General features: G+C 57.7%; 16 protein-coding genes. 8 read left to right on the top strand and 8 right to left on the bottom strand.

Features of this window, described 5'->3' with window-relative positions:
- Positions 1 to 26 precede the first annotated feature (26 nt).
- Positions 27 to 3,173 (bottom strand): bifunctional proline dehydrogenase/L-glutamate gamma-semialdehyde dehydrogenase PutA, encoded by a 3,147-nt coding sequence (putA, locus tag LVD12_RS02085; RefSeq protein WP_237065286.1) that lies wholly within the window; start codon positions 3,171 to 3,173, stop codon positions 27 to 29.
- Positions 3,174 to 3,313: 140 nt separating this feature from the next.
- Between putA and LVD12_RS02080 the strand changes: the two genes are divergently transcribed.
- The 6 genes from LVD12_RS02080 (at position 3,314) to LVD12_RS02055 (ending at position 8,840) form a co-directional block, all read left to right on the top strand.
- Positions 3,314 to 3,823: an Lrp/AsnC ligand binding domain-containing protein gene (locus LVD12_RS02080; RefSeq protein ID WP_067080512.1), complete on the top strand. Its 510-nt coding sequence runs from the start codon at positions 3,314 to 3,316 to the stop codon at positions 3,821 to 3,823.
- A 66-nt stretch (positions 3,824 to 3,889) separates the two neighbouring features.
- Complete coding sequence (locus LVD12_RS02075; RefSeq protein WP_237065284.1) at positions 3,890 to 4,813, top strand: DMT family transporter; 924 nt, start codon at positions 3,890 to 3,892, stop codon at positions 4,811 to 4,813.
- 17 nt (positions 4,814 to 4,830) lie between these two features.
- Complete coding sequence (locus LVD12_RS02070; RefSeq protein ID WP_237065282.1) at positions 4,831 to 5,988, top strand: acyl-CoA dehydrogenase family protein; 1,158 nt, start codon at positions 4,831 to 4,833, stop codon at positions 5,986 to 5,988.
- Between the two features lie 226 nt (positions 5,989 to 6,214).
- Positions 6,215 to 7,021 (top strand): transporter, encoded by an 807-nt coding sequence (locus LVD12_RS02065; RefSeq protein ID WP_237065280.1) that lies wholly within the window; start codon positions 6,215 to 6,217, stop codon positions 7,019 to 7,021.
- Between the two features lie 25 nt (positions 7,022 to 7,046).
- Complete coding sequence (locus LVD12_RS02060; protein WP_255771315.1) at positions 7,047 to 8,345, top strand: OmpP1/FadL family transporter; 1,299 nt, start codon at positions 7,047 to 7,049, stop codon at positions 8,343 to 8,345.
- 45 nt (positions 8,346 to 8,390) lie between these two features.
- Complete coding sequence (locus LVD12_RS02055) at positions 8,391 to 8,840, top strand: OsmC family protein (RefSeq protein ID WP_237065276.1); 450 nt, start codon at positions 8,391 to 8,393, stop codon at positions 8,838 to 8,840.
- Between the two features lie 73 nt (positions 8,841 to 8,913).
- Here LVD12_RS02055 and LVD12_RS02050 read toward each other — a convergent pair whose 3' ends face one another.
- The 7 genes from LVD12_RS02050 to LVD12_RS02020 all read right to left on the bottom strand — a co-directional run bounded on the left by LVD12_RS02050 (position 8,914) and on the right by LVD12_RS02020 (position 20,079).
- Positions 8,914 to 10,470, bottom strand: a complete 1,557-nt coding sequence (locus LVD12_RS02050; RefSeq protein WP_237065273.1) for a phospholipase D family protein — start codon at positions 10,468 to 10,470, stop codon at positions 8,914 to 8,916.
- Positions 10,471 to 10,557: 87 nt separating this feature from the next.
- A complete protein-coding gene (locus LVD12_RS02045) occupies positions 10,558 to 11,517 on the bottom strand; it encodes a 3-hydroxyacyl-CoA dehydrogenase (RefSeq protein ID WP_237065271.1) in 960 nt (319 codons plus the stop codon).
- Between the two features lie 118 nt (positions 11,518 to 11,635).
- A complete protein-coding gene (locus LVD12_RS02040; protein ID WP_237065269.1) occupies positions 11,636 to 13,333 on the bottom strand; it encodes a BCCT family transporter in 1,698 nt (565 codons plus the stop codon).
- Between the two features lie 371 nt (positions 13,334 to 13,704).
- Positions 13,705 to 15,210, bottom strand: a complete 1,506-nt coding sequence (locus LVD12_RS02035; RefSeq protein ID WP_237065267.1) for a flavin-containing monooxygenase — start codon at positions 15,208 to 15,210, stop codon at positions 13,705 to 13,707.
- Positions 15,211 to 15,324: 114 nt separating this feature from the next.
- The gene (locus tag LVD12_RS02030; protein ID WP_237065265.1) at positions 15,325 to 16,335 is read right to left on the bottom strand and encodes an AraC family transcriptional regulator; all 1,011 of its coding nucleotides are present in this window, start codon (positions 16,333 to 16,335) and stop codon (positions 15,325 to 15,327) included.
- 148 nt (positions 16,336 to 16,483) lie between these two features.
- Positions 16,484 to 17,488: an AraC family transcriptional regulator gene (locus LVD12_RS02025; protein WP_237065263.1), complete on the bottom strand. Its 1,005-nt coding sequence runs from the start codon at positions 17,486 to 17,488 to the stop codon at positions 16,484 to 16,486.
- A gap of 203 nt (positions 17,489 to 17,691) precedes the next feature.
- Entirely contained in the window at positions 17,692 to 20,079 is a 2,388-nt protein-coding gene (locus tag LVD12_RS02020) for a tetratricopeptide repeat protein (protein ID WP_237065262.1), read from the bottom strand.
- A gap of 258 nt (positions 20,080 to 20,337) precedes the next feature.
- Between LVD12_RS02020 and LVD12_RS02015 the strand changes: the two genes are divergently transcribed.
- Complete coding sequence (locus tag LVD12_RS02015) at positions 20,338 to 21,342, top strand: HAD family hydrolase (RefSeq protein WP_237065260.1); 1,005 nt, start codon at positions 20,338 to 20,340, stop codon at positions 21,340 to 21,342.
- A gap of 98 nt (positions 21,343 to 21,440) precedes the next feature.
- On the top strand, positions 21,441 to 22,997 hold the full coding sequence (locus tag LVD12_RS02010) for an arylsulfatase (protein WP_439651318.1): 1,557 nt from the start codon (positions 21,441 to 21,443) through the stop codon (positions 22,995 to 22,997).
- Positions 22,998 to 23,007: the final 10 nt, after the last annotated feature.

Below are 23,007 nucleotides of genomic sequence, written 5' to 3'. Positions count from 1 at the left end.
GATTTTGGATCTGACAACCCGGCTTGTTACTGCTGCAGGGAGAACAGCTGTGTGTTGCCGCCCGTGGCCACGGTATTGATGGTCTTGGTCTTCTCCTCGGCGAAGCGGAACAGGTAATGCGGGCCGCCCGCTTTCGGACCGGTGCCGGACAGGCCCTGGCCGCCGAACGGGTTCACACCGACGACTGCACCTACCATGTCACGATTCACGTAGCAGTTACCCACGTTGACGCGTTTGAATACCGCGTGAGCCCGGCCCTCGATGCGGGAGTGCAGCCCGAAGGTGAGGCCGTAACCAGTGGCGTTAATCCGGCGGATAGTGTCCTCCAGCTCGCCTGCCTTGAAACGCACCACGTGCAGGAAGGGGCCGAACACCTCGCGCTTGAGCAGCGAGAAATCCTCGATCTCTACCACCTGCGGGCCGAAGAAGGTGCCCCTGGCCGGCTTCTTGCCCTCGTCGAAGGCAAACAGCGGCTTGGCTTCGCTGGCCATGCGCTCGCGGTGTTTCTCCAGCAGGCCGAGGGCCTTTTCGTCGATCACCGGACCGATATCGGTGGAGAGCCCGGACGGATCGCCCAGAGTCAGCTCTTCACAGGCGCCTTTCAGCATGTTCAGCAGGTTGTCGGCGATGACATCCTGGACGCACAGAATCCGCAGTGCCGAGCAGCGCTGGCCGGCGCTCAGGAAGGCGGACTGGATCACATCATCCACCACCTGCTCGGGCAGGGCGGTGGAGTCGACGATCATCACATTCTGGCCGCCGGTTTCGGCGATCAGCGGCGTGATGGGGCCTTCCTTGTCCGCCAGCTGCTTGTTGATCAGGCGCGCGGTCTCGGTGGAGCCGGTGAAGGCTACGCCGGCCAGGCGCGGGTCCTCGATCAGCGGTGCACCGACGGCGGCGCCGGTTCCGGTGATCAAGTGCAGCACTTCCTTGGGTACACCTGCCTCGTGCATCAGTTCGACGGCTCGCGCTGCGATGAGCGGAGTCTGCTCTGCGGGCTTCGCCAGCACGGCGTTACCGGCAGCGAGCGCGGCAACCACCTGGCCGGTAAAGATGGCCAGCGGGAAGTTCCACGGGCTGATGGCCACGAATACACCGCGTCCGGTCAGGTACAGCTGGTTGCTCTCGCCGGTGGGTCCGGGCAGGTCGCGGGGTTCGCCAAAGTGCAGGCGCGCGCCGTTGCCATAGTAGCGGCAGAAATCCACCGCCTCGCGTACTTCAGAAATGCCGTCATTGAGTGTGCGGCCGGCCTCTAGGCACACCAGTGCCGTGAGGTCATTCATGTGCTCTTCGTACAGGTCGGCAATGCGGTCGAGTATCTTGCCTCGGGCCTCGCCACCCAGACGATCCCAGGCCACCTGGGCCTCGGACGCGGCCTGGTAGGCAGCGTCGATCTGGTGCTTATCGGCATTGGCGGTGTAGCCAACCACATCGCCGGTGGCCGGGTTGAGGACCGGCTCATCGGCTGCGCCCATCACGCCTTTGATGATCGGGCCGCCCTTGAACTGTTTGCCACGCATGTTGCTGACTGCTTCCAGCAGGGGCTCGGCGTCCAGCGGGTCGGTCAGTTCGATGCCGTGGGAGTTCTTGCGCGGCAGCGGTTCGCCGCCGAGCAGGATATCCGCCGGAACGGGAATTTGCGGGTGGCGGAACGGCTTGCAGTTTTCGCTCTGTTCGATGGTGTCCTTCACCAGTTCCTCCACCGGAGTAGCCTCGTCCATAAAGCGGTTGACGAAGGAGCTGTTGGCACCGTTTTCGAGCAGCCGGCGTACCAGGTAGGGCAGCAGGTCTTTGTGCGCGCCCACCGGGGCGTAGACCCGTACCGGTACACGCTTGCCGTGCACCTTTTCCAACTGGGCATACAGCAGGTGTCCCATACCGTGCAGGCGCTGGAACTCGTAGTTGCCCTCGTCGCCGGCCATTTCCAGAATCAGGCCCACGGTGTAGGCATTGTGGGTGGCGAACTGCGGGTAGATGGCGTCACGGGCGTCCAGCAGTTTCTTGGCGCAGACCTGGTAGGACAGGTCGGTGTGGCATTTGCGGGTATAGACCGGGTAATCGCTCAGGCCCATCTGCTGGGCGTGTTTGATCTCGGTATCCCAGTAGGCGCCTTTTACCAGGCGCACCATGACCTTGCGGCCGGTGTCTCGGCCCAGGGCGATCAGCCAGTCGGCCACGTGCGGGGCGCGCTTCTGGTAAGCCTGCAGCACGAAGCCCAGCCCCTGCCAGTCACGCAGCTCCGGGTCGCGGGCCAGTGCCTCGAAGATATCCAGGGAGACATCCAGGCGGTCGGCTTCCTCGGCATCGATGTTGAGGCCCATGTCGTACTTGGCAGCGGCCAGGCAAAGTTCCTTCACCTTCGGCAGCAGCTCCTGCATGACACGCTCACGCTGCAGGACCGAGTAGCGCGGGTGCAGGGCAGAAAGCTTGATGGAGATGCCGTTGGCCTCCACCACGTCGCGCTTGTCGTTGTCCTTGCCGATCGCCTCGATGGCCATCATGTAGGCGTCGAAGTAGCGCTGGGCGTCCGCCATGGTGCGGGCGCCTTCTCCGAGCATATCGAAAGAGAAGCGGGTGCCGGGCTCGTTTTCCGCCGGACCGCGCTTGAGGGCCTCCTCGATGGTGCGGCCCAGCACGTACTGGCCACCCATGATCTTCATCGCCTGCATCATGGAGGTGCGCACCATCGGCTCTCCCATACGGCTGACCAGGCGCTTCATCCAGTGGGAAGGCTTTTCGGTAATGTCCGGGTCCAGCTCGACGATGCTGCCGGTGAGCATCAGGCCCCAGGTGGAGGCGTTCACGAACAGGGAGTCGGACTGGCCACGGTGGCTGGACCAGTTGCCGGAATGCACTTTCTCTGCGATCAGTTTGTCGGCAGTATCCGCGTCGGGCACCCGCAGCAGGGATTCCGCCAGGCACATCAGTGCGACCCCTTCCTTATTGGAGAGGCCGAACTGCTGCAGGAATGCGTCCAGGGTGCCGCGCTTGCTGCGTTGCTTGCGGGACTCCCGCACCAGATCACGGGAGGTCTCAAGGATCCTCGCGCGGGTCGTCTCGTTGGGGCGCGGCGCCGCCAGCAGTTCGCTGACGCACTGGTTTTCGTCGGCGTGCAGATATTGGCGGGCCAGCTGGCGCGCGCTGTGCAGTTCTCCGGCGAATTCTTTCGACATGGTTACTCCCGAACTCTCAAAATGGGGCCAGAATAAAAGTCGGATTATGGGGCAATTGTTTCAGAATTAATCGCCATTTTGGTGCAAAGTGTGGTTAAATCTAGCGCTTATTGGCCGAATCACCAGTAGGGTATGTTGCTATGTCACGTCAGTTGGAAGATCTTGACCGCATCGACCGCCAGATCCTGCGCATCCTGCAGCGCGAGGGACGCCTGCCCAATGTGGAGCTGGCGCGGCGGGTAAATCTGAGCCCCACTCCCTGCCTTGAGCGCGTCAAGCGCCTGGAGCGGGAAGGCTTCATCCGCGACTATGTAGCGCTGCTCGATCCGCTTAAAGTCCATGCCGGCCTGGTGGTCTATATCCAGGTGACCCTGACCGATACCGCTACCTCCGCACTGGAGGCCTTCAACGACCATGTCTCCAGCCTGGAGGAGGTGCAGGAGTGCCACATGGTTGCCGGTGGCTTCGACTACCTGGTGAAAATCCGCATCAAGGACATGCTGGGCTACCGGCGCTTCCTCGGCGAGAAGCTCGCCTCCATTCCGGGAGTGCGGGAAACCCACACTTACGTGGTCATCCAGGAAGTGAAGACGGATACCGCCGTGGCGGTTCCGGACCCGGAACCCAAGGCCAAGTCCGGCAAACGTTGATAAAAGCTTAGACGCTCCGAGCAACGCGATTACACCTCGGAGTAATGAGGCAGAGAGGTGGCAGGTTTGCCGAACAGTGATAACCGCAGGGCCTACATACTCGCGCTGGCCGCAGTTCTCTGCTGGTCCACGGTGGCCAGCGCGTTCAAACTCTCGCTGCAGTTTGTGTCGCCCCTGCAGCTGGTGACCATCGCTGCCGTCGTCTCTGCGCTGCTGATGAGTGCTGTGGTGACCCACCGGCGCCTGTGGAGCGAGCTTGGCCAGCGCTGGCGGGTGGACTATCGCTGGTACCTGGCCCTGGGTTTCTGCAATCCCTTCCTCTATTACCTGGTTTTATTTAACGCCTACGACCTGTTACCGGCGCAGCAGGCGCAACCACTCAATTACACCTGGGGCATCGTACTGGCGTTGCTCTCTGTACCACTACTGGGCCAGCGCCTGCGGGGTGTGGACGTGGTGGCCGGGTTGATCTGCTACAGCGGCGTGCTGGTGATTGTTACTCGCGGGAATCCGTTCGGACTGGAATTTGATTCAATCACCGGCGTGGCCCTGGCGCTTTTCAGCACGCTGATCTGGGCCAGCTACTGGCTGCTCAATACTAGAGTGCAGGGCAGTGCTGCGGTGAATCTGCTGCTCAGCTTTCTTTGCGGTCTGCCGTGGCTGTTCGGCGTTGTCATCTGGCAGGGCGACTGGCAGTGGCCACCAATGCAGGGCTGGCTGGGAGCGGTGTATGTAGGCCTGTTTGAGATGGGCATTGCCTTCCTGCTCTGGCAGGGCGCACTGCGCGCCTGCGATAACACTGCCCGGATCAGCAACCTGATTTATCTCTCACCGCCGGTCTCGCTGCTGCTGATCGCGCTGCTGGTCGGCGAGACAATTCATCCCGCGACGGGTATCGGCCTGGTACTGATCATGACCGGTGTGGCCGTGCAGCAGGGCCTTATCCGCCGTCTTTTCCGCAACCGAATCACGACTGCAGTACAACGATAAAGATACAGAGGTGATGTATGGACTTTGCACTGACTGAAGAACAACAGATGATCCAGGAGGCCGCGCGCCAGTTCGCCGAGAGCGAGCTCAAGCCCGTCGCCGCCGAACTGGACAAGACCGGCAACCGGGAACTGTTGCTGGAAAAGCTCAAAGCGCTGGCTGAACTCGGCTTTATGGGCATCAATGTCGATCCCGAATTCGGCGGCACCGGTGCCGGTACCATCGCTTTCAGTCTCGCCATCACCGAACTGGCCCGCGGTTGTGCCTCCACCGCCACCACTACTTCCGTTACCAACATGGTGGCGGAGGTGATTCAGGCGGTCGGCAGTGAGGAACAAAAAGCCAGGTACCTGCCCAAAATCTGCAGCGGCGAATACGCCGCCGGCTCTTTCTGCCTGACCGAGCCCAGCTCCGGCTCCGACGCTGCCGCCATGCGCACTCGCGCGGTTAAAGATGGCGACGAGTATGTGCTCAATGGCAGCAAACTGTATATCTCCAGCGCCGAGTTTGCAGGCGTGTTCGTGGTCTGGGCTGTCACCGATGCCGACGCGCCAAAAGGGAAGGGCATTTCCTGTTTCCTGGTGGAGGCGGGTGCTCCGGGTCTGGTGATCGGCAAGGCCGAAGAAAAGATGGGGCAGAAAGCGTCCGTCACCAATGAGGTTTCCTTCGACAACTGCCGTATCCCGGCTTCAAACCTGATGGGCGAGGAGAACCGCGGCTTCCGTATCGCCGCCGGAGAACTCGCCGGTGGCCGTATCGGTATCGGCTCTCTTGGGCTCGGTATTGGTCTCGAGGCACTGGATTGCGCGCGCAACTTTATTCAAGAGCGCGAACAGTTTGGTCAGCCGCTGGCCAAATTCCAGGGCCTGCAGTGGCAGCTGGCGGACAAGTACACAGAAATGGAAGCGGCGCGACTGTTGCTGTTGCAGGCGGCGTGGCAGAAGGATGCCGGTATGCCGTTCGGGCCGGCCGCATCCATGGCCAAGCTGTTCGCCACCGAGAAAGCCAATGAAGCGTGCTATACCGCGCTGCAGATGCATGGCGGTGCCGGTTACACCCGCGACTATCCGCTGGAGCGCATGGCCCGGGATGTGCGTATTACCACCATTTACGAAGGCACCAGTGAAATCCAGCGTCTGATTATTGCCCGTCACCTTCTGGACAGCATGCGCTGATCTGTCCACCGGGCCACAGTGTTGCCGGTAGGTGACGGTGTGGCCCGGGTAAAAGTGCAGGCCGGATGCTCCCTTCCCCGTCGGCCCACTCCCCCCCGGCTTGCTCGCTTTGCGCCTTTCGGTGCCACACCTGAGCTGACACCATTTTCGCTACCAAACTGAAAGGCAGAATCCCTGTCTAGAATAAAGTGACAGTGTCTGAAACGGGTAAAGGGATGCCCGTGAAATGGAGTTCAAGATGTACAGGATTTCAGTAGTGCTGTTCGCAATTCTGCTGGCTTCGGGAGCCCATGGACAGGGCGGCGAAGATCTCGCCAAGGAACTCGCGAATCCGGTTTCAAGCCTTATCAGCGTACCCTTTCAGAACAATTTCGATTACGAACTTGGTCCGTTGGATCAGGGACGTCGTTACACGCTGAATGTCCAGCCGGTGATCCCCATCTCATTGAATGAAAACTGGAACCTGATCAGCCGTACCATTGTTCCTGTCGTCAACCAGGAAGATGTGTTCCCACAGGCACCGGAGAAAACCGGGCTTGGCGATACCACGCAGAGCTTGTTTTTCTCTCCTGCGGAGCCGGTCAATGGCATCACCTGGGGCGTGGGTCCTGCATTCCTGTTGCCAACGGCCACGGAGCCACAGCTGGGCACCGAGAAGTGGGGCGCCGGGCCAACAGGCGTGGTGCTCAAGCAGACCGGCGGCTGGACCGTCGGGGCTCTGGTCAATCATATCTGGTCCTTTGCCGGTGATGACGACCGGGATGATGTGGACAGCACCTTTGTGCAGCCCTTTTTTGCCTATACCACGCCGGATGCCTGGACGTTCACCCTGCAAGCCGAATCCACCTATAACTGGGAAGTCGAGCAGTGGAATGTTCCGGTCGCATTCCTGGTCGCCAAGGTATTTCAGGTCGGCGAGCAGACCTATCAGGTTCAGGCTGGGCCCCGTTACTACGCCGAGAGCCCCGACACGGGCGCCGATGGCATGGGTTTTCGACTGAGCTTTATTCTTTTGTTCCCTGCGGGGAAGTAGAGATCCGGGTAAAGAGAACAGGACTATGTCACGGGTACAAAGCACTGGCGCAGTAATCCGACCGCTGGCTCTGGCGATTGGCGCCCTGGGCCTCGCACCACTGGCAGAGGCCGGCGGGCTGATGGTGTGGGAGATCGGTACCCCCACATTGGGTACTGCAGGTGCCGGTTGGGCAGCAATGCCGGAGGACGCCTCCACCGCCTTTACAAATCCGGCGGGAACTGTGTGGCGGGACAACACCGAGATCCGCGCTGCCGGTCAGCTGCTATACGGGGATGTCGATTTCTCAAGGGGGGAGGAGAGTAATGTACCGGGGAATGACGGCGGCAACCCTGTTGGCTGGTTTCCCGGCGGTGGTGCCTTTGTTGCAGGGCGCTTGACCGACAACTTGGGTTGGGGGCTGGCGATGGCCGGCAATTTCGGTGGCGTGCTGGATTATAAAGATGAATGGGCAGGGCGGCGTTTTCTGCAAGACGTGGACCTGCTGGGCATGAGCCTGATTCCCTCGATGAGCTGGAAGATTCATCCATGCCTTTCCGTTGGCGTCGGGTTGAATGTGATGGCGGGTTATTTCAACTGGAAATCTGCCCCGAGGGCCGGGCTGCTCGGCGGCGACGGCAGCCTCGAATATAGCGACGTGGATTTTGGCTACGGAGGGAACCTGGGACTTACTTATCGTCCGGTTCCCTCCACAACACTCGGGTTCACTTATACTTCGCGGGTCGACTTGGATTTTGATGCCCGTATGGAGTTGGACAGTTTTGGTCCGCTGTTCGATATCGCAGTAGAGCGTTTTGACGGGCGGCGCACCAGGATCGGAATGAATGTCCCCGCTACCTATACAGCGAGTCTTCAGCAGGAGCTCACATCAACAACCAACTTCTATATGAATATCGGCTGGCAGGAATGGTCTACATACAGTCCTCTGGCACTGGAGCTGGATGATCCTGAGCAGACTTCGTTACGTATCGACCGGGGCTATCGGGACACGGGACATTTCGCCCTCGGTGCCCGTCATGGCTTCGTTGATGGCCTCATGCGGGACTGGTCAGTTTCAGCGGGTATTGCTTATGACAGTGCCATGGTGAAGACCAGTACACTCACGGCGGATATCCCAACAGCCGAGGCCTCCTGGCGTTTTGGCGTGGGTGCCGGCAAAGAGTTGTGTCCGGGGCTGACACTGGATCTTGGTTACACGCTGGTCTGGCAGGGTGATATCGACATCGACCAACAGGGGCGGCCGCCGTTCAGTCCCAGGTTGCAGGGCACCTTTGAGGATGTCTCTCTGCATTTTTTTGGAGGCTCGTTGCAATTCGAACTCTAATGGCTGTATGAAAGCACGAATACAGCATCTACACAGGAGCGATCCATGACCGGGCCCACGCCGACCGTAGTAACCGTGGAGGAAAGCGGGGAAGGCAAGTTTACCCAGACCCTGCATTCCGGCCCGCACCAGTTGGTGGCAGACGAGCCAGAGGAATACGGTGGTAATAATGCAGGCCCCGGTCCCTATGAATATGTGTTGATGGGGCTCGGGGCCTGCACCAGCATGACGATCCGTATGTACGCCGATCGCAAGAAAATCGCCCTCAAGCGGGTGCGGGTAATTCTCTCCCATCAGAAGATTCACGCCGATGACTGTGCGGATTGCGAGACGGAGAAGGGCAAGATCGATGAAATCGTCCGGGAAATTACCCTCGAAGGGGAGCTAACCGGGGAGGAAAGGACGAAGCTGTTGGATATTGCCAACCGCTGTCCTGTGCACCGCACGCTGACGTCTGAAATCAAGGTCCGCTCGCGCCTTTCTTCGGCCAGTTAGCCATTCCCAACACCATACCTTGGGGAATTTCCTGCTGCCAAAGGGTATCTGGCAATGGTGTCCGGCCTGGCCCTCAGATTTGCGATTCGACGGGAAGATGGGCGAGGATTCCACAGAGAAACCGCTGCCAGAGGGTGCTGTTAGGATCCCTCCTTTTTATAGTCTCGCTGCCATGTTCGTCCATCCCATGCCAGTGGATGCTTCCACTGTCGCCCACTGACAGCTTCCAGGCGCTGTCCGGCGCGGTCCAGTCTTCGAATAGTTTATGTAACTGCCCGTTGATATCCCGGTTGTCGATCAGGACCCCAATCTCTGTATTGAGAGTCATGGAGCGACTGTCCAGATTGATAGAGCCGACAAAGCTTCGGTTCTGATCAAGAACAAACGTCTTGGCGTGCAGTGTCGACTGGGACTTATTGTTAAACCAGGGCAGTCGGCCCTCCCTTTCTGCGGAGGGCTTCAATTCCCAGAGCTCCCCTCCAGCGCGTAGCAGGGGTTTTCGATAGCGGGAGTAAGCGCCGTGGACCATCGCGGTGTCAGTAGAACTCATGCCATTAGTCAGTATTCTTACCGACACACCGCGATCAACAAGTCTGTTGAACAGCTTGATGCCCGGCTCACCGGGAATCAGGTAGGCATTAGTGATTTCAAGCCGCAGTCTCAGCCCACTGATGATTTGGGCGAGCTGGTATCCGGGGTAGTCCTCAATAGGGGTTTCTTCCGGGCTGGTCGCTTTTTGCGGAGGATCGGCAAACAGGGTGGCCGCCCCCCAGTCAAAATTAATCCTGCCGGCGAGAAGTTGCTCCCGGAAATCCGACTCCCTGACAGACTTGTGCAGCTCTGAGCTGGCTTCCCGGGACTTGTGCTCGACCAGGTGCTGGTTCAGATCCATCAGCGAGCGGTAGTCATCGGTACCCAGTGCCAGCTCTGCGATTGGCACGGATATCGGGTGGTTCCAGTAGTCATCAAATGTTTCGGAGGCTGCAGTAACAATCGGACCGATGGCGAGGACATCGACATCCAGAAAGGCACAGTCGGCGGAGACAAAATAACCATCTGAGATATTACGACCACCGGTGACCATGGCGACGCTGTCAGCCAGCAACAGCTTGTTGTGCATCCTATGGTTGATGCGCCCGAGGTTAAAGACCTGCTTCAGCCTGTGCCGGAGTCCGCTTTTGCCTTCTACCGGATTGAAAACCCGCACCTCGATATTTTCATGGTTATCAAGGGACCCTATCCATGGGTTGGCGATCCTTGTGCCCAGATCGTCGACAAGAAGGCGCACGCGCACCCCCCTCTCGGCCGCATCGAGCAGCTTCGCCATCAGCATCCGGCCTGAGATGTCATCACTGAAGATGTAATATTGCAGATCCAGAGAGACTTCCGACTCTTCGATCAGGGCAATGCGTGCTGCCAGTGCGGTCAGCCCCTCATGGGCCAGGTAAAAGCCGGAGTGGTCGTCCGGCTGATTCAGCCCCGTGGTCTTGATCTGCTTCGCCAGAGCTGCGCTACTGACCGGTGGCTTGGTGTAGGATTTCGCACAGCCGTCTGGATTGTAATGCTGTTTCTCGTCGCCACCCTGCATACTAAAACTGCCTGTGAGAATCAGTCCGGGCACCGGGACCATTCGGCTTCACTTCAATAGTGTCGGCTGCCTACGCCGGTGCGTAGTGTCCGCAATGCCCAGGTATGACCGGAAATCGCATCGGGTTGATCAAGACTTCTTCAGTAAACCCACGATGGTTCCCGTAACCGACTTGTCCGGAACTGCCAGAAAATCCGGTTTTGAAAATTCAGGTTCGGGATACTGGTAAAACCCCTTGCCTCCGAGCATTCCCTGTAAGCCCTTGTTGAGGAAATTCTCCTTGATATATCGGGCATTGGCTGACATTTCTTCGTCCTGGTTTTCCTTACCCCAGTGGTTGAGGATGTCGTAGCTGGTCTTCATTCCGATGATATCGATGATGCCGAAGGGTCCATAGGCAACTCCGCGGTTGCTGATCATGTAGGTCCTGTCAATATCTTCCGGAGTTGCCACTCCCTTTCTCACCAGCGTCAGGCATACATTGATCATTGCCCACAGCCAGGTGTTCAGGACATAGGCGTTCTGTTCTTTCAGTATCGGGATCGGGACCATACCGATCTCTATCGAAAAGTCGACCAGTGCACGGTAAGTGTCATCACTCGTGCCCGGGTGACCCATGATCTCGACGACGTTGTTGATCCAGATAAGGTTGGCGAAGTGCAGGGCCGCATATTGCTCGGGACGGCCGGTATATTCGGCAAAGTCGCTCGGCAGCAGAGTTGAGGAGTTGGTTGCCAGAATGGTTGCCTCGGGCAATTTCCCGGCGAGATCGCGATACACAGAGATCTTGATATCAGGAACTTCCGGCACTGCTTCGATCACCAGTTGGGCATCTTTGACCGCCTCTTCCAGGCTGTTGCTGTAGCGCAGGCGCTGTTGGGTAGCCGTCATCTCCTCCGCGCTGGCACCAAGATCCTTCTGGTACTGGCCGACATACTGTTCATGCACTGCACGGCAACGTTGCAGAGAATCCTCTGAGATATCGAAGATCACCACCTGTTTGCCTTTGTATGCACTGTGGAAAGCGATCTGTCCACCCAGCACTCCAGCACCAAGGACTGTGACGTTCTGTAATTGAGATTGGTTCATTGACGACACCTTCGAATACTTGCCATGAGTGACTGTGATAACAAACCGTGGGTTTGCTGTACTATCCCATTCCTGAAATCAGGACATATCGTTTTTGGGGATGCCAGAGCTGTGGCCTTCACAGACGGGACGGGTGACTGTGTGGGTCCCCCTCCTTATGAGGCTTGTCTTCATGGTCCACACCATGCTCCTCCTTGAGCGGGATCTCCCAGCTTCCCTGTTCAGTCCAGGGATCCTCTTCAGGTAGCTCCTCAATATAGATTTCTTTGTCCTCAAAGTCCGGCTGGCATCTGAGGTCGTAGTTGGCAGCTCTCACTATGGAAATACAGAGCAGAACTGCTACGAGCAACAAAGGCACTCCACCGATAACACTGGCCGTTTGTAATGTTTCCAAGCCGCCCAGGAACATCAGGGTGACGGGCATTACCGAGAGTGCGAAGGCCCAGAACAGTCGATTCCAGCGCGCTGGCTCCTCATCCACCTCTTTTTGTACAACCGCCGCCAGGATGTAGGAGATCGAGTCAAAAGTCGTGGCGGTAAAGATTAGTGCCAGAACAGTGAAGACCAGGATGACCACTGTGCCAAGAGGCAGGGTTTGCAAGATGGCAAATATCGCGGTGGTGGCGTCCTGCTGGTTGAGAATCTGCACTACATCCAGCTCTCCTGATAATTGCAGGTAGATGCCATAATTGCCGAGGATCATGAAAAACAGGAAGCAACCCATACTACCGAAGAATATGGCCCCGCCCACCATTGCGCGGATAGTGCGACCACGGGAGATTCGGGCGATAAATAGGCCTACGCTCGGTGCAAATACCAGCCACCATGCCCAGTAGAAAATCGTCCAGTCCTGTGGGAATTGAGTGTCTGGAAACTGTTCAAACTGTGCGAAAGGCTCTGTCCAGGTCGCCATATGGAAGATGTTATCCATTACCCGCCCCATGGCGTCGAGACCGGTGTTGAGCAGGAATAGTGTCGGGCCGACAAGAAGGACGAAAGTCAGCAGGATGATCGCTAGCCACATATTGATGTTGGATAGCAGGCGGATGCCATTCTTCAAGCCCACATAGGCACTATATCCAAATAATGCCGTACAGATTGCCAGCACGATGATGCGCGTGGTGAGGTTGGTTGGTACACCGAGCAGCTCATGGGCGCCCTGGTTGATCAGCGGTGCTGCGAGCCCGAGTGTCGTGGCTCCGCCACCGAGCATGCCGAAGACGAAAAAAATATCGACCAGCTTGCCGATAGGACCGCGAGCCCGTTCTTCCCCGAGCACTGGCATCAGTGCCTCACTGATCTTGAGAACGCTGTGATTGCGCACATAGTAGAAGTAGGCAATCGGAAGGGCCGGAATCAGGTAGATTGCCCAAGCCATCGGTCCCCAGTGGAAGATGCCGTAGGCGGCGGCCCAGCGAACCGCCTCGGGAGTCCCCCCCTCTACCTGAAAAGGGGGCGTCTGATAGTAATATGCCCACTCAATCATTGACCAGTACAGGATCGAAGCTCCGATACCCGAGCAGAACAGCATCGCCGCCCAGGACATGGTAGAGAATTCCGGTGATTCCTCCGCTGTGCCGAGCTTGATATTTCCTATATCGCTGAAGACAATAAAAACTACAAAGAGCGTAGCGCCCACGCCGAGTGCGAGATACAGGACCCCGAGCTTGTCGGTGACGAAGTTTTTTGCACTGGCGACCCACGCTGCCCCAGCCTCAGGGAAAAACACCAGGGGGAGGGTGACTGCCAGCAGTAGAAATAGCGAGCCCAGAAAGGTCGGTTTGTCGATGATCTCGTCCCACTGGCCCTTGAGCATGGCGATACCTCCTGGCTGATCTCCTGTGTACAGGCCGATCGGATTTTGAAGCGCCTGAACTGGCCTGGGCTTCTATGGTCCTCTTGACAGCATAGCCAAGGAGAATGATTTTGCGCCATAGGGCGCAATGGAGGGCCAGCAGGCTCCGGGGACACTAGTCAGATGGCAAAGGCAGGGAGACTGGTCAGTTTTATTTCCGGTGGAACAGGTTCTGTTCGCCAACTCGGCGAGGGAACCGGACTGCTTCTTTATCGATCAGTCCGGGCAATTGATCGGGATGATGCGGCCAGTGTTTTGGAATAAAGAGCCCGGCATGAAAGTGCCGGGCCCTCAAGATGGTATCGGTGAAGTCGTCAGCGGTTCTGCATTTGTTAGCTACTGCAGGCCTGCGGGGTTTTTGAGTCAACAGCGGGAGATGGTGCGACGACGCTCTGGTAAAAATTGAGGACTCCGTCTTCGATTGGGGATTCCAGCAGTATTTTGGCGTCCTGCTCGTAATCATCCAGTACACGCCAGGGGTATTTGGATCCTTGGCGCGGCAGGAGGTGGTCAGCCCGCGCGATATAGCCTGACTTAAGGGCAGCCATCACTGATTCCTTCTCTGCACACCCCTCACGATCAATGGGCATAAAGATTCCTTTTCCGGAGGATTGCATATGGTTGAGCAGGCGGCAGATGTAGTCCGCTGAAAGGTCGGCCTTGAGGGTCCAGGCTGCATTACTGTAACCGAAGATCCAGGCCATATTGGGCACGCCCTCCATCAGGACCCCTTTGTAAACGAGACGCCGGTTGAGTGGAACGTCCTGGTTGTCGACCTTGAGCGCCATGCCACCAAGGACCTGGACCTTGAGTCCGGTAGCAGTGATGATGATATCGGCCTCCAGTTCCCGGCCTCCTTTGAGACGGACACCGTGCTCGGTGAACGTCTCGATCTCGTCGGTGACCACCGACGCTTTTCCCGCGTTGATGGCCTGGAACAGGTCACCATCCGGGACTGCGCAGAGACGCTGATCCCAGGGTTTGTAGTCTGGTGAGAAGTGGCGCAGGTCGAAGTTCTTGCCCAGCCCCTTGCGCACACCGCGGAGCATCATCCGTCGTGTAAACGCAGGCCAGCGTTTTGCCGCCTTGAAGATCCAGCGGTGTATTTTGATGTTGCGTTTGCGGGCCATCCGGTAGACCCATTTTTCCGGCAGCCACCGCTTCAGAAAGGCAGAGACTTTGTCCTCAGCAGGCACCGACAGGACGTAAGTGGGGGAGCGCTGCAACATGGTAACGTGGGCGGCGTCTTCTGCCATAGCCGGCACCAGTGTCACAGCCGTGGCACCACTGCCGATTACCACAATCTTCTTGTCTGCATAGTCCAGATCTTCCGGCCACTGTTGTGGGTGTATGGTTCGCCCCTGAAAGCGATCGATCCCAGCAAACTCGGGCAGATAACCCTGTCGATAATCGTAATAGCCGGTACATGAAATCAGGACATCACAGGTATAAATGACCGGCTTGCCGTCTTGCTTTCCACGCAGCGTCCAGTGGCCCCGGGAGCTATCCCAGTTTGCCTCCTGTAGATCCACTCCAAAGCGGATATGTTCAGTAACATCGAATTCTTTGGCGGTCTCGGCGATGTAATTTCGGATCGACTCGCCATCAGCCAGAACTTTCAATCCGTTCCAGGGGCGGAAGTTGAAGCCGAAACTGAACATGTCGGAGTCGGAACGGATACCGGGGTAGCGGAACAGATCCCAGGTACCCCCTATACGGTCCCGTCGTTCAAGGATTGCCAACTCCCTGTCCGGGCTCTTCTTGCGCAGGTGGCATGCAGTACCGATGCCTGACAGGCCGGCGCCGATAATCAGGACGTCGAAATGCTGTTCATTCATGGGTCATGGGGCTCCGCTTTATCTTGTTGTTATATGACGCGAATACCTTAATCGATCTTTGCAGTAGGGAATAGCGATCAGCGCAGAATGGATAAGCCTTCGCTGACTAATTAGTCACTCAGCAAGCTGCTTTCTCCGTTGTAGTGGTGTGCAGCCAAACCATCGTTTACAGGCGCGGCTGAACGTGCTCTGCTCGCTGTAGCCGAGTAGAGAAGCGATATCAACAAGAGGCATCTCCACCTCCTTCAGGTAGGTGTCTGCAAGCCGACGGCGAGTACTGTCCAGGATACTCTCAAATGAAAGTCCCTCCGCACACAGCTCCCGTTGTAGTGTCCGGGGGAGGTAACCCAGCTGGCCCGAGATCGTTTCCAGGTTGCAGTTGCCCGTAAGCAACAGGTTTTCTATGAGCAGTTCGACTTGCCTGCCGAGATGTAGCGGGTTGTCGGCGAGAATCTCCTTGGCATAGCGTCTCAATAGTAGGTGCAGTCTCTGGCTGGGTGGGTTGAGTGGCTGTTCCAGAATCTTGCTGTCCACCAGTAAGGCGTTCTGCTCCTGCCTGAAGAACACTGGCGCCTGAAAGAAGTCCACATAATGTTGTGCAGGTAACGGTGACTCAAAGCTGAAGTAGACAGCCTGCGGGCGGAAACGGGACCCCGCAAGACTCCGCATGATATTTCGCAGTACGCCAATCGAATGTTCCAGTGTCGTCCGGTAGCGGGGCAATGACGGATCTGGGTAGTAGAGGAGGAGAGACTGTCCGGGCTTGACCTCCCTTCGCATGCGCAGGTTCGCGGTCGGTGAAAACCAGTGCAGCCGATCAATAATCCTGTCGATGGCATCCCCCACGCTGGAAGCGGTCAGTGCCACAGCGGCAACCGGGCCAAGAATATACAGATCCTGCCCCTCTGCGAGCTTGAGGCCAAAGTCAGGGCAGCGTAGAGCCTGGGCAGCTTTTTCTACCGCATTGATCTCTGCCTTGTGAGAGATGACTCCATCGAGGTTGTGAACCGCCTGCGGGTTGAGGTGGCACTGACGCAGTATGGAGTCGGGGGAACCGCCAAGGCTCTGTACGAGCTGCCAATAGCCTGATAGCGAGCTTGTCTTGATAAGAGCATTGGTGGGCACAGTCAGGAGATCTCCGGCGAAACGTCAGTCAAGCCACAACTTATCAAGTTTAGCTGCCCTGGCAGCGTCTGGACCTCTGAGCGGGAGAGGGGGCATCAACGTTCACAGTCACATGCCTGCTATCCAGCGAGATGAAGTACCGGGTAGCTCAGTGCAACAGGGCCTTTCGACGTTGAAGTGGCGTACAGCCGTACCAGCGCCTGCAGGCACGGGTGAAGGTGCTTTGTTCGGAATAGCCCAGCAGTGCGGAGACCTGCACCAGGGGCATCTCATACTCTGCCAGATAGTCATCGGCCAGGGATCGGCGGGCCCTGTCCAGCATTTGTTCAAAGGACAGGCCCATGCTGGCCAGCTGTCGTTGCAGGGTGCGTGGGCTGAATCCAAGCTGTTGGGCGATGGTGCTCAGGCTGCAATTGTGCGTCGGCAGCAGGTTCTCGATCAGCTGCTCCACCTGGTAGCCGAGGTTGAAGGAATGATCGGTCAAGACCTCTTCAGTGAACTGATCCAGTAACTGATGAAGATCAGCACGGTCTGTGTCGATGGGGATGTAAAGGTCGCGGGTCTTCAGAAGCAGGCCGTCCACGGCCCTACTGAATTTCACCGGGCAGTGAAAAACCTCCCGATAGCGGCTCTGAGGCAGGGGGGATTGAAAACTGAAATGGGCCTCGACAGCGCGAAAATCCTCGCCGGCCAGATGGCACAAGATACGGTTGAGCACTGCAAGTGCCTGCTCATAATAGTGACGGTAGCGGGGAATGTTTGAGGTTACTTCAAAGCTGAGTAGCGATTGCTGGGGGGCGGTACAGCGCTGCAGTCGCATTGCTGTGCCGGGGGAAAACCAGTGCAGGTAGTCGATGATCTTTTCCATGGCTTCCCCGACCGAAGTGGTGGTGAGGGCAACGGCAGCCAGCGGGCCGAGAAGACTGGCATCCTGGGTTTCTGCCAGGCGCAGGCCAAAATCTTCGCACTGAAGGGCCTGCGCAGCTCTCTCGATTGCACAGACCTCTGAGCGATGAGAGATCACACCCTCGAGGGTCTCCACCTTCTTTGGTTCCAGGTGGCACTGGCGCAGTATCACAGCCGGATCCCCCCCCAGATCTGTCACCAGCTGGTAGTACCCCGCGAGTGCTGACGTTTTGATCAGTGTGCCCATGCTACATCCACTGCTCACCTCGCTCTCTGGTAAACCCCGAGCGATCAACATCTCAAGTGTATACCCGATATGACGGTATTGGTCACAAGGGGGCGCAAGGGAATGTTTCCGGCCTGAAGGTTGGCTTTTGATAACGGATGACGGCGCCGGGGCCAAGGGGGTTACCTAACCGTGGTTTACCGAAACAAGGCAAGCTCACGGCTTCACTGCACGGAGGCACTGGAATGCAATCGCTGCTGGTATTGCCTTGCTTTATCCGGATTCCCTGCCTCGCGGTACAGCGCGACCAGCGCAGACAGTATCTGCGGGTCATGGGGGTACTGCTGCAAACCCCGCTCAAGGGTCGCGAGTGCTGCGTTCACCTCCCCCGCAGAGTGCTGGCCGATGGCATACACATAAATAAAGTGGGCGGTGGTGTTCTCGCTTTCTGCAGCTCTGCGCAGGTACTCCAGCGCTTCGTCGTTACGCTGCTGCCGAACCAGTGAGAGCCCCAGCGAGTACAGCACCGGCGCCTTTTCATTGACCCGTTCCAGGGCACTCTGCAGCAGTTTTTCAGCGTCTTTCTCCCGGTTGGTCGAACGGTACAGCTCGGCTAGGTTGACGTAGGCGGGTGTGAAGTAAGGCGCGATCGACAGCGCGCGTCGATAAAAGCGCTCCGCCTGCTGCAGGTTACCCCTGTGGACATGCACCGCTGCCAGATTTGACAGGGACTCAGGCCGGTCGCTATTGAATTTTTCTGAAGTGAGGTATGCACTCACGGCGTCATTGAACTGGCCCCGCACCTGCTGGGGGAGACGGTCCATCGGGGTGTCCACCATGGCATTCGCTGCCAGTGCCTCTGTGACACGTTTCCCCTCATAAATGAGGGGGATGGCCAGGGCGAGCTGTATTTGTTCCGGGGCAAAATCCAGTGATTTCGCCAGCCCGAGATTCAGTAGCTGCTCGTCACCCTGGGCAATGACCTGAAGCAATTGTGCCGATTGCTGCGAAAGGTAACGCGGCAGCAGACTGACCGCAGTGGCACGAGCTATGGCTGGCTGGGAGTCGTCGGCGACCAGAGCCATCAACTGCGATTCGGCCCCGGGCAATCCGTGCCTCCCGGCATAGATAGCCTCACCAAAGTGAGGTTCGAGGGGTTCTCCAAACTTCTGCTGCAGCACCTGCGTCGCCCACTGATTGGGCTTGTCCGTATGGCAACCCGTACAGGCGTTCGGTGTCTGCAGGCGGTCTGAGAGGTCGGGGCGGGGAACGCGAAAGCTGTGGTCACGACGGGCGTCCACCTGCATATAGGTCTTCGCGGGCATATGACAGCTCACACACTGGGAACCGGCTGAGTCCTTCGGGTGGAAGTGGTGTTCCGCGGTATCGAACCTGGCGGGCATATGGCACTGGGCACATACGCCGTTGCCTTCTGCCCGCAATTCCAGCCTGTGGGGCTCATGGCAGTTGCTGCAGGTCACTCCGGCTGCATGCATCTTGCTCTGCAGAAAAGAACCGTAAACGAAAACCTCGTCATCAATCTGGCCGTCGGCATGGTAGAGGCCGGCGTCCAGCAGTGACAGGTTGAAGTGATCCAGTAATGCATCCCCGGCCCTGGCGCCGGGAAAGGCGGTCGAGCGCCTGGAATGACACTGGGCACAGGTTTCCAGCTCTGCCTGGGTTTCCGTTGCAAAAGCCAGTCGGGCAATACCTGTCTCATGGTCCATGACCCAGCTTGCCTTCTTGCGTCCGGAGTAGGACGCGGCGAACCCGCGGTTGCCGGTGTTTTCAGCGGTTTGGCTCAAGTCCGACTGTGCCCATTCCAGATGGTCTGAACCCGGTCCATGGCAGGCCTCACAGCCCACATCTATTTCCGACCAGCGTGTGTCATAGGTCTGGCTGCTGAGATCAAAACCTTTTTGCAGGTTGGTGGAGTGGCAGTCTGCACACATGAAGTTCCAGTTGTAATTCAATCCGGTCCAATGCAGCTCATCGCCGGCTTTGATGTGCTCGTCCGGGTTCAGGTGGAACCAGCGTTGTCCGCCTTCACTCTTGTCGCGGCTATCCCAGGCGATGCTCAACGCCTGCAGCCTTCCTCCCGGCAATTCCACCAGGTACTGCTGCAGCGGGTGGATGCCAAACGTATAGGCGATGGGAAAGTCTGCCAGTTGACCATCGGCGCCGTCAGTACGCACATAATGGCGGTCGCCCTTGGTGTAAAAGCGGGTGGTCGTACCGAAATAGTTGAACTCAGCATTGCCGAAATCACCCAGGATGGTTTTTTTGCTGGCCTCCTGCATGGCGAGGTCGTGGTGGGAGTCTTGCCAATGCTCAAACTCGGCCTGATGGCAGGTGGCACAGGTCTCAGAACCCACGAATCGCGGCTCGGCAGTCGCTTTCCCCCGGACTTCATCGTGACCGGTGGGCTCGACCTGGAGCGATGCCTTGGCTCCGGGTTGGGCTGTCGGATCTGTGGAGGATTGGCTGCTGCTGTCAGGCGGGGTGTCGTCGCAGCCGGCGATCAGGGCCATAGCGATCAGCAGGGGGAAAGTTCGCAGAGAGCTGGTCATGGGCTGGGACGCGTAGTTGACAGGCCCGGCAATCTCGGGCATCGATCCTGCCCCGGCCCGTTGATGATGGTTATTTTTTGCGAACCCTGAGTATAGATCCTGGCTCAGGCTTATTCCGGCTTGAATGGTGGGGGAGGCGGGAGAAGAGGGGAAATGCGCGCCAAATAGTGATTGTCTAAGCCTGTATAGGCTGTTGCTGGCCACCACGAAGTGGAGTAAACACGGAGTGCTAAAGTGAAAAGAGGGGCAACTTCGCGGCACCCCTGCGACCTTGCTGTACACCCTGACAGGGAACTTTCCATGAAGCCCAGGCACGTCCTCAAGTCTCTGTTTGTACTAATGCTATTCGTCGGTCTGGCCGGTAGTGGACTGGTGTTGGCCGCTGATCCGTTGCCTTCCTGGAATGACGGCGAGACGCGGCGTGCGCTGATCCAGTTTGTCGAGAAGTCGACAGAAGAAAATGGGGCCGGGTATATCCCTCCTGAGCAGCGCATTGCCACTTTCGATAACGATGGCAACCTGTGGGCGGAGAAGCCCATCTACTTCCAGTTGCTATACGCAATCGACAAGGTCAGAGATCAGGCACAAAAGCATCCCGAATGGAAAACCGAGGAGCCCTTTGCCTCTATCCTGAAAGGCGATAACAAGACAGCACTGGAAGGCGGCAAGTCTGCCCTGATGAAGCTTATTGCTGCGACCCATACCGGCATGACCGGCGAAGAGTTTCAGGCGAGTGTGCAGCAGTGGTTGGCGTCTGCACGCCACCCCGAGACCAATCGACTCTATACCGAAATGGTTTACCAGCCCATGCTGGAGCTGTTGACCTACCTCCGCGATAACGGCTTCAAGACATTTATCGTCTCAGGGGGTGGTATCGATTTTATTCGCGCCTACGCAGAGGCCGCATACGGTATCCCGCCCGAACAGGTTGTGGGTAGTTCACTCAAGGCCAGATATGAGATGCGGGACGGAAAGCCGGCCATTGTGAAATTGCCGGAAGTCAACCTGATCGATGACAAGGCCGGCAAACCGGTGGGCATCTATCAGCATATCGGCCGTCGACCGGTCTTCGCGTCCGGAAATTCCGATGGGGATTTTGAAATGCTGCAGTGGACCACTGCCGGTGATGGTCCCCGATTTGGCCTGCTGCTGCACCACACGGATGAAAAGCGGGAATGGGCCTATGACCGCGATTCTCCGGTGGGGCACTTGGACAAAGCCCTCGCCGCTGCCTCAAAACAGGGCTGGATCGTAGTTAATATGAAGGAAGACTGGAAACAGGTCTTTCCGTGGGGTAACCGCTAGCGTTGTTCTATTACCCTCAGAGTTCGATGATGCAGCGGAGAATGCCTGCACTCCCGTTGCAAACCTAACCAAAGCGGGCGGATATAACGGAGGAAATGATGTATCCATCCTCACTGCGCGGGCGACTGATGTTGCCACTGTTGCTATTGCTGCTTTTTTCCCAGAGCTCCGTCCAGGCACAGTCGAAGCCCAATATTCTTGTGATCTGGGGCGATGATATCGGGATCACCAATATTAGCTTCAACAGCCGCGGGCTGATGGGCTATAAGACGCCCAACATTGACCGGATCGCCAGGGAAGGGCTGTCATTTACGGACTATTACGGCCAGCAGTCCTGTACGGCCGGGCGAGCAGCCTTTCTCGGTGGCAATGTGCCGGTGAGAACCGGGATGACCAAGGTCGGGTTGCCCGGCGCCAAAGAGGGCTGGCAGGAATCGGACGTGACGATTGCCACGGTGATGAAGAGTCAGGGCTATGTCACCGGCCAGTTTGGCAAAAACCACCAGGGTGACCGGGATGAGCATCTGCCGACCAACCATGGCTTTGATGAGTTTTTCGGCAACCTTTACCACCTGAACGCCGAAGAGGAACCGGAGAACCGGGATTATCCGAAGAACCCCGAGTTTCGCAAGAAGTTTGGCCCCCGAGGTGTGATTCATTCGGTTGCCGGCGGAAAAATCGAGGATACCGGGCCGCTGACCAAAAAGCGGATGGAAACCATTGATGATGAGACAGTAGCGGCCGCGATCAACTTTATTGAGCGTGCCCACAAGGCCGGCAAGCCGTTCTTCGTCTGGTGGAACGCCACCCGTATGCACTTCCGCACACATGTGAAGGAGGAGCATAAAAATCTGGCCGGTCCATTCAGTGATGAATATCAGGATGGTATGGTCGAGCATGACCAGCATGTCGGGCAGCTACTGGAGCTGCTGGACAAGCTGAAGATCGCTGACAATACCATCGTCTTCTATTCCACTGACAACGGGCCGCACTTCAATACCTGGCCGGATGCCGGTAATACACCATTCCGCAGTGAAAAGAATTCAAACTGGGAGGGTGCCTATCGCGTGCCGGCGTTTGTCCGCTGGCCCGGAAAGTTCCCGGCGGGCAAGACCCTCAATGGTATTGTCTCTCATGAGGACTGGCTGCCCACCCTCGCTGCAGCCGCCGGTAACCCGGAAATCAAGCAACAGTTGCTGGATGGCGTAAGGCTCAACGGGCGCAAGTACCGGAATTACATCGACGGCTTCAACATGCTGCCATACTTTTCCGGCCAGACAGAGGAGTCCCCCCGCCGGGAATTTATCTACGTCAACGATGACGGCCAGATTGTGGCCATGCGTTACGATGCGTGGAAGGCTGTCTTCCTGGAGAACCGTGGGAAGGCTTTCGGGGTCTGGATGGAGCCCTTCACCGAGCTTCGGGTTCCACTGATCTTCAATTTGCGCCGCGATCCCTTCGAGCGCGCCCAACACAACGCCAACAGCTACTATGACTGGCTGCTCGAAAGGGCCTTCGTATTGGTGCCGTTGCAAAAATTGGCGGCCGATTTCCTGAAGACGATGCAAGACTATCCGCCGAGCCAGACTCCAGGTTCCTTTAACCTGAAGAAAATTGAGGAGCAATTGAGGGAAGGTGCCGGCGGTAGTAATTGATAGAAGCTAT

It is taken from the genome of Microbulbifer guangxiensis (genome assembly GCF_021729075.1).
Taxonomy (GTDB): domain Bacteria; phylum Pseudomonadota; class Gammaproteobacteria; order Pseudomonadales; family Cellvibrionaceae; genus Microbulbifer; species Microbulbifer guangxiensis.
Note: the sequence above shows the minus strand (reverse complement) of the source record. Positions and strands in the feature narration are given on the sequence as shown.

Coding starts and splice junctions, on each gene's coding strand:
- LVD12_RS02055 (WP_237065276.1), top strand. CDS start 8,391: ATGACCGGGCCCACGCCGACCGTAGTAACCGTGGAGGAAAGCGGGGAA.
- LVD12_RS02040 (WP_237065269.1), bottom strand. CDS start 13,333: ATGCTCAAGGGCCAGTGGGACGAGATCATCGACAAACCGACCTTTCTG.
- LVD12_RS02035 (WP_237065267.1), bottom strand. CDS start 15,210: ATGAATGAACAGCATTTCGACGTCCTGATTATCGGCGCCGGCCTGTCA.
- LVD12_RS02050 (WP_237065273.1), bottom strand. CDS start 10,470: ATGGTCCCGGTGCCCGGACTGATTCTCACAGGCAGTTTTAGTATGCAG.
- LVD12_RS02065 (WP_237065280.1), top strand. CDS start 6,215: ATGGAGTTCAAGATGTACAGGATTTCAGTAGTGCTGTTCGCAATTCTG.
- LVD12_RS02010 (WP_439651318.1), top strand. CDS start 21,441: ATGTATCCATCCTCACTGCGCGGGCGACTGATGTTGCCACTGTTGCTA.
- LVD12_RS02060 (WP_255771315.1), top strand. CDS start 7,047: ATGTCACGGGTACAAAGCACTGGCGCAGTAATCCGACCGCTGGCTCTG.
- putA (WP_237065286.1), bottom strand. CDS start 3,173: ATGTCGAAAGAATTCGCCGGAGAACTGCACAGCGCGCGCCAGCTGGCC.
- LVD12_RS02025 (WP_237065263.1), bottom strand. CDS start 17,488: ATGGGCACACTGATCAAAACGTCAGCACTCGCGGGGTACTACCAGCTG.
- LVD12_RS02020 (WP_237065262.1), bottom strand. CDS start 20,079: ATGCCCGAGATTGCCGGGCCTGTCAACTACGCGTCCCAGCCCATGACC.
- LVD12_RS02070 (WP_237065282.1), top strand. CDS start 4,831: ATGGACTTTGCACTGACTGAAGAACAACAGATGATCCAGGAGGCCGCG.
- LVD12_RS02080 (WP_067080512.1), top strand. CDS start 3,314: ATGTCACGTCAGTTGGAAGATCTTGACCGCATCGACCGCCAGATCCTG.
- LVD12_RS02045 (WP_237065271.1), bottom strand. CDS start 11,517: ATGAACCAATCTCAATTACAGAACGTCACAGTCCTTGGTGCTGGAGTG.
- LVD12_RS02015 (WP_237065260.1), top strand. CDS start 20,338: ATGAAGCCCAGGCACGTCCTCAAGTCTCTGTTTGTACTAATGCTATTC.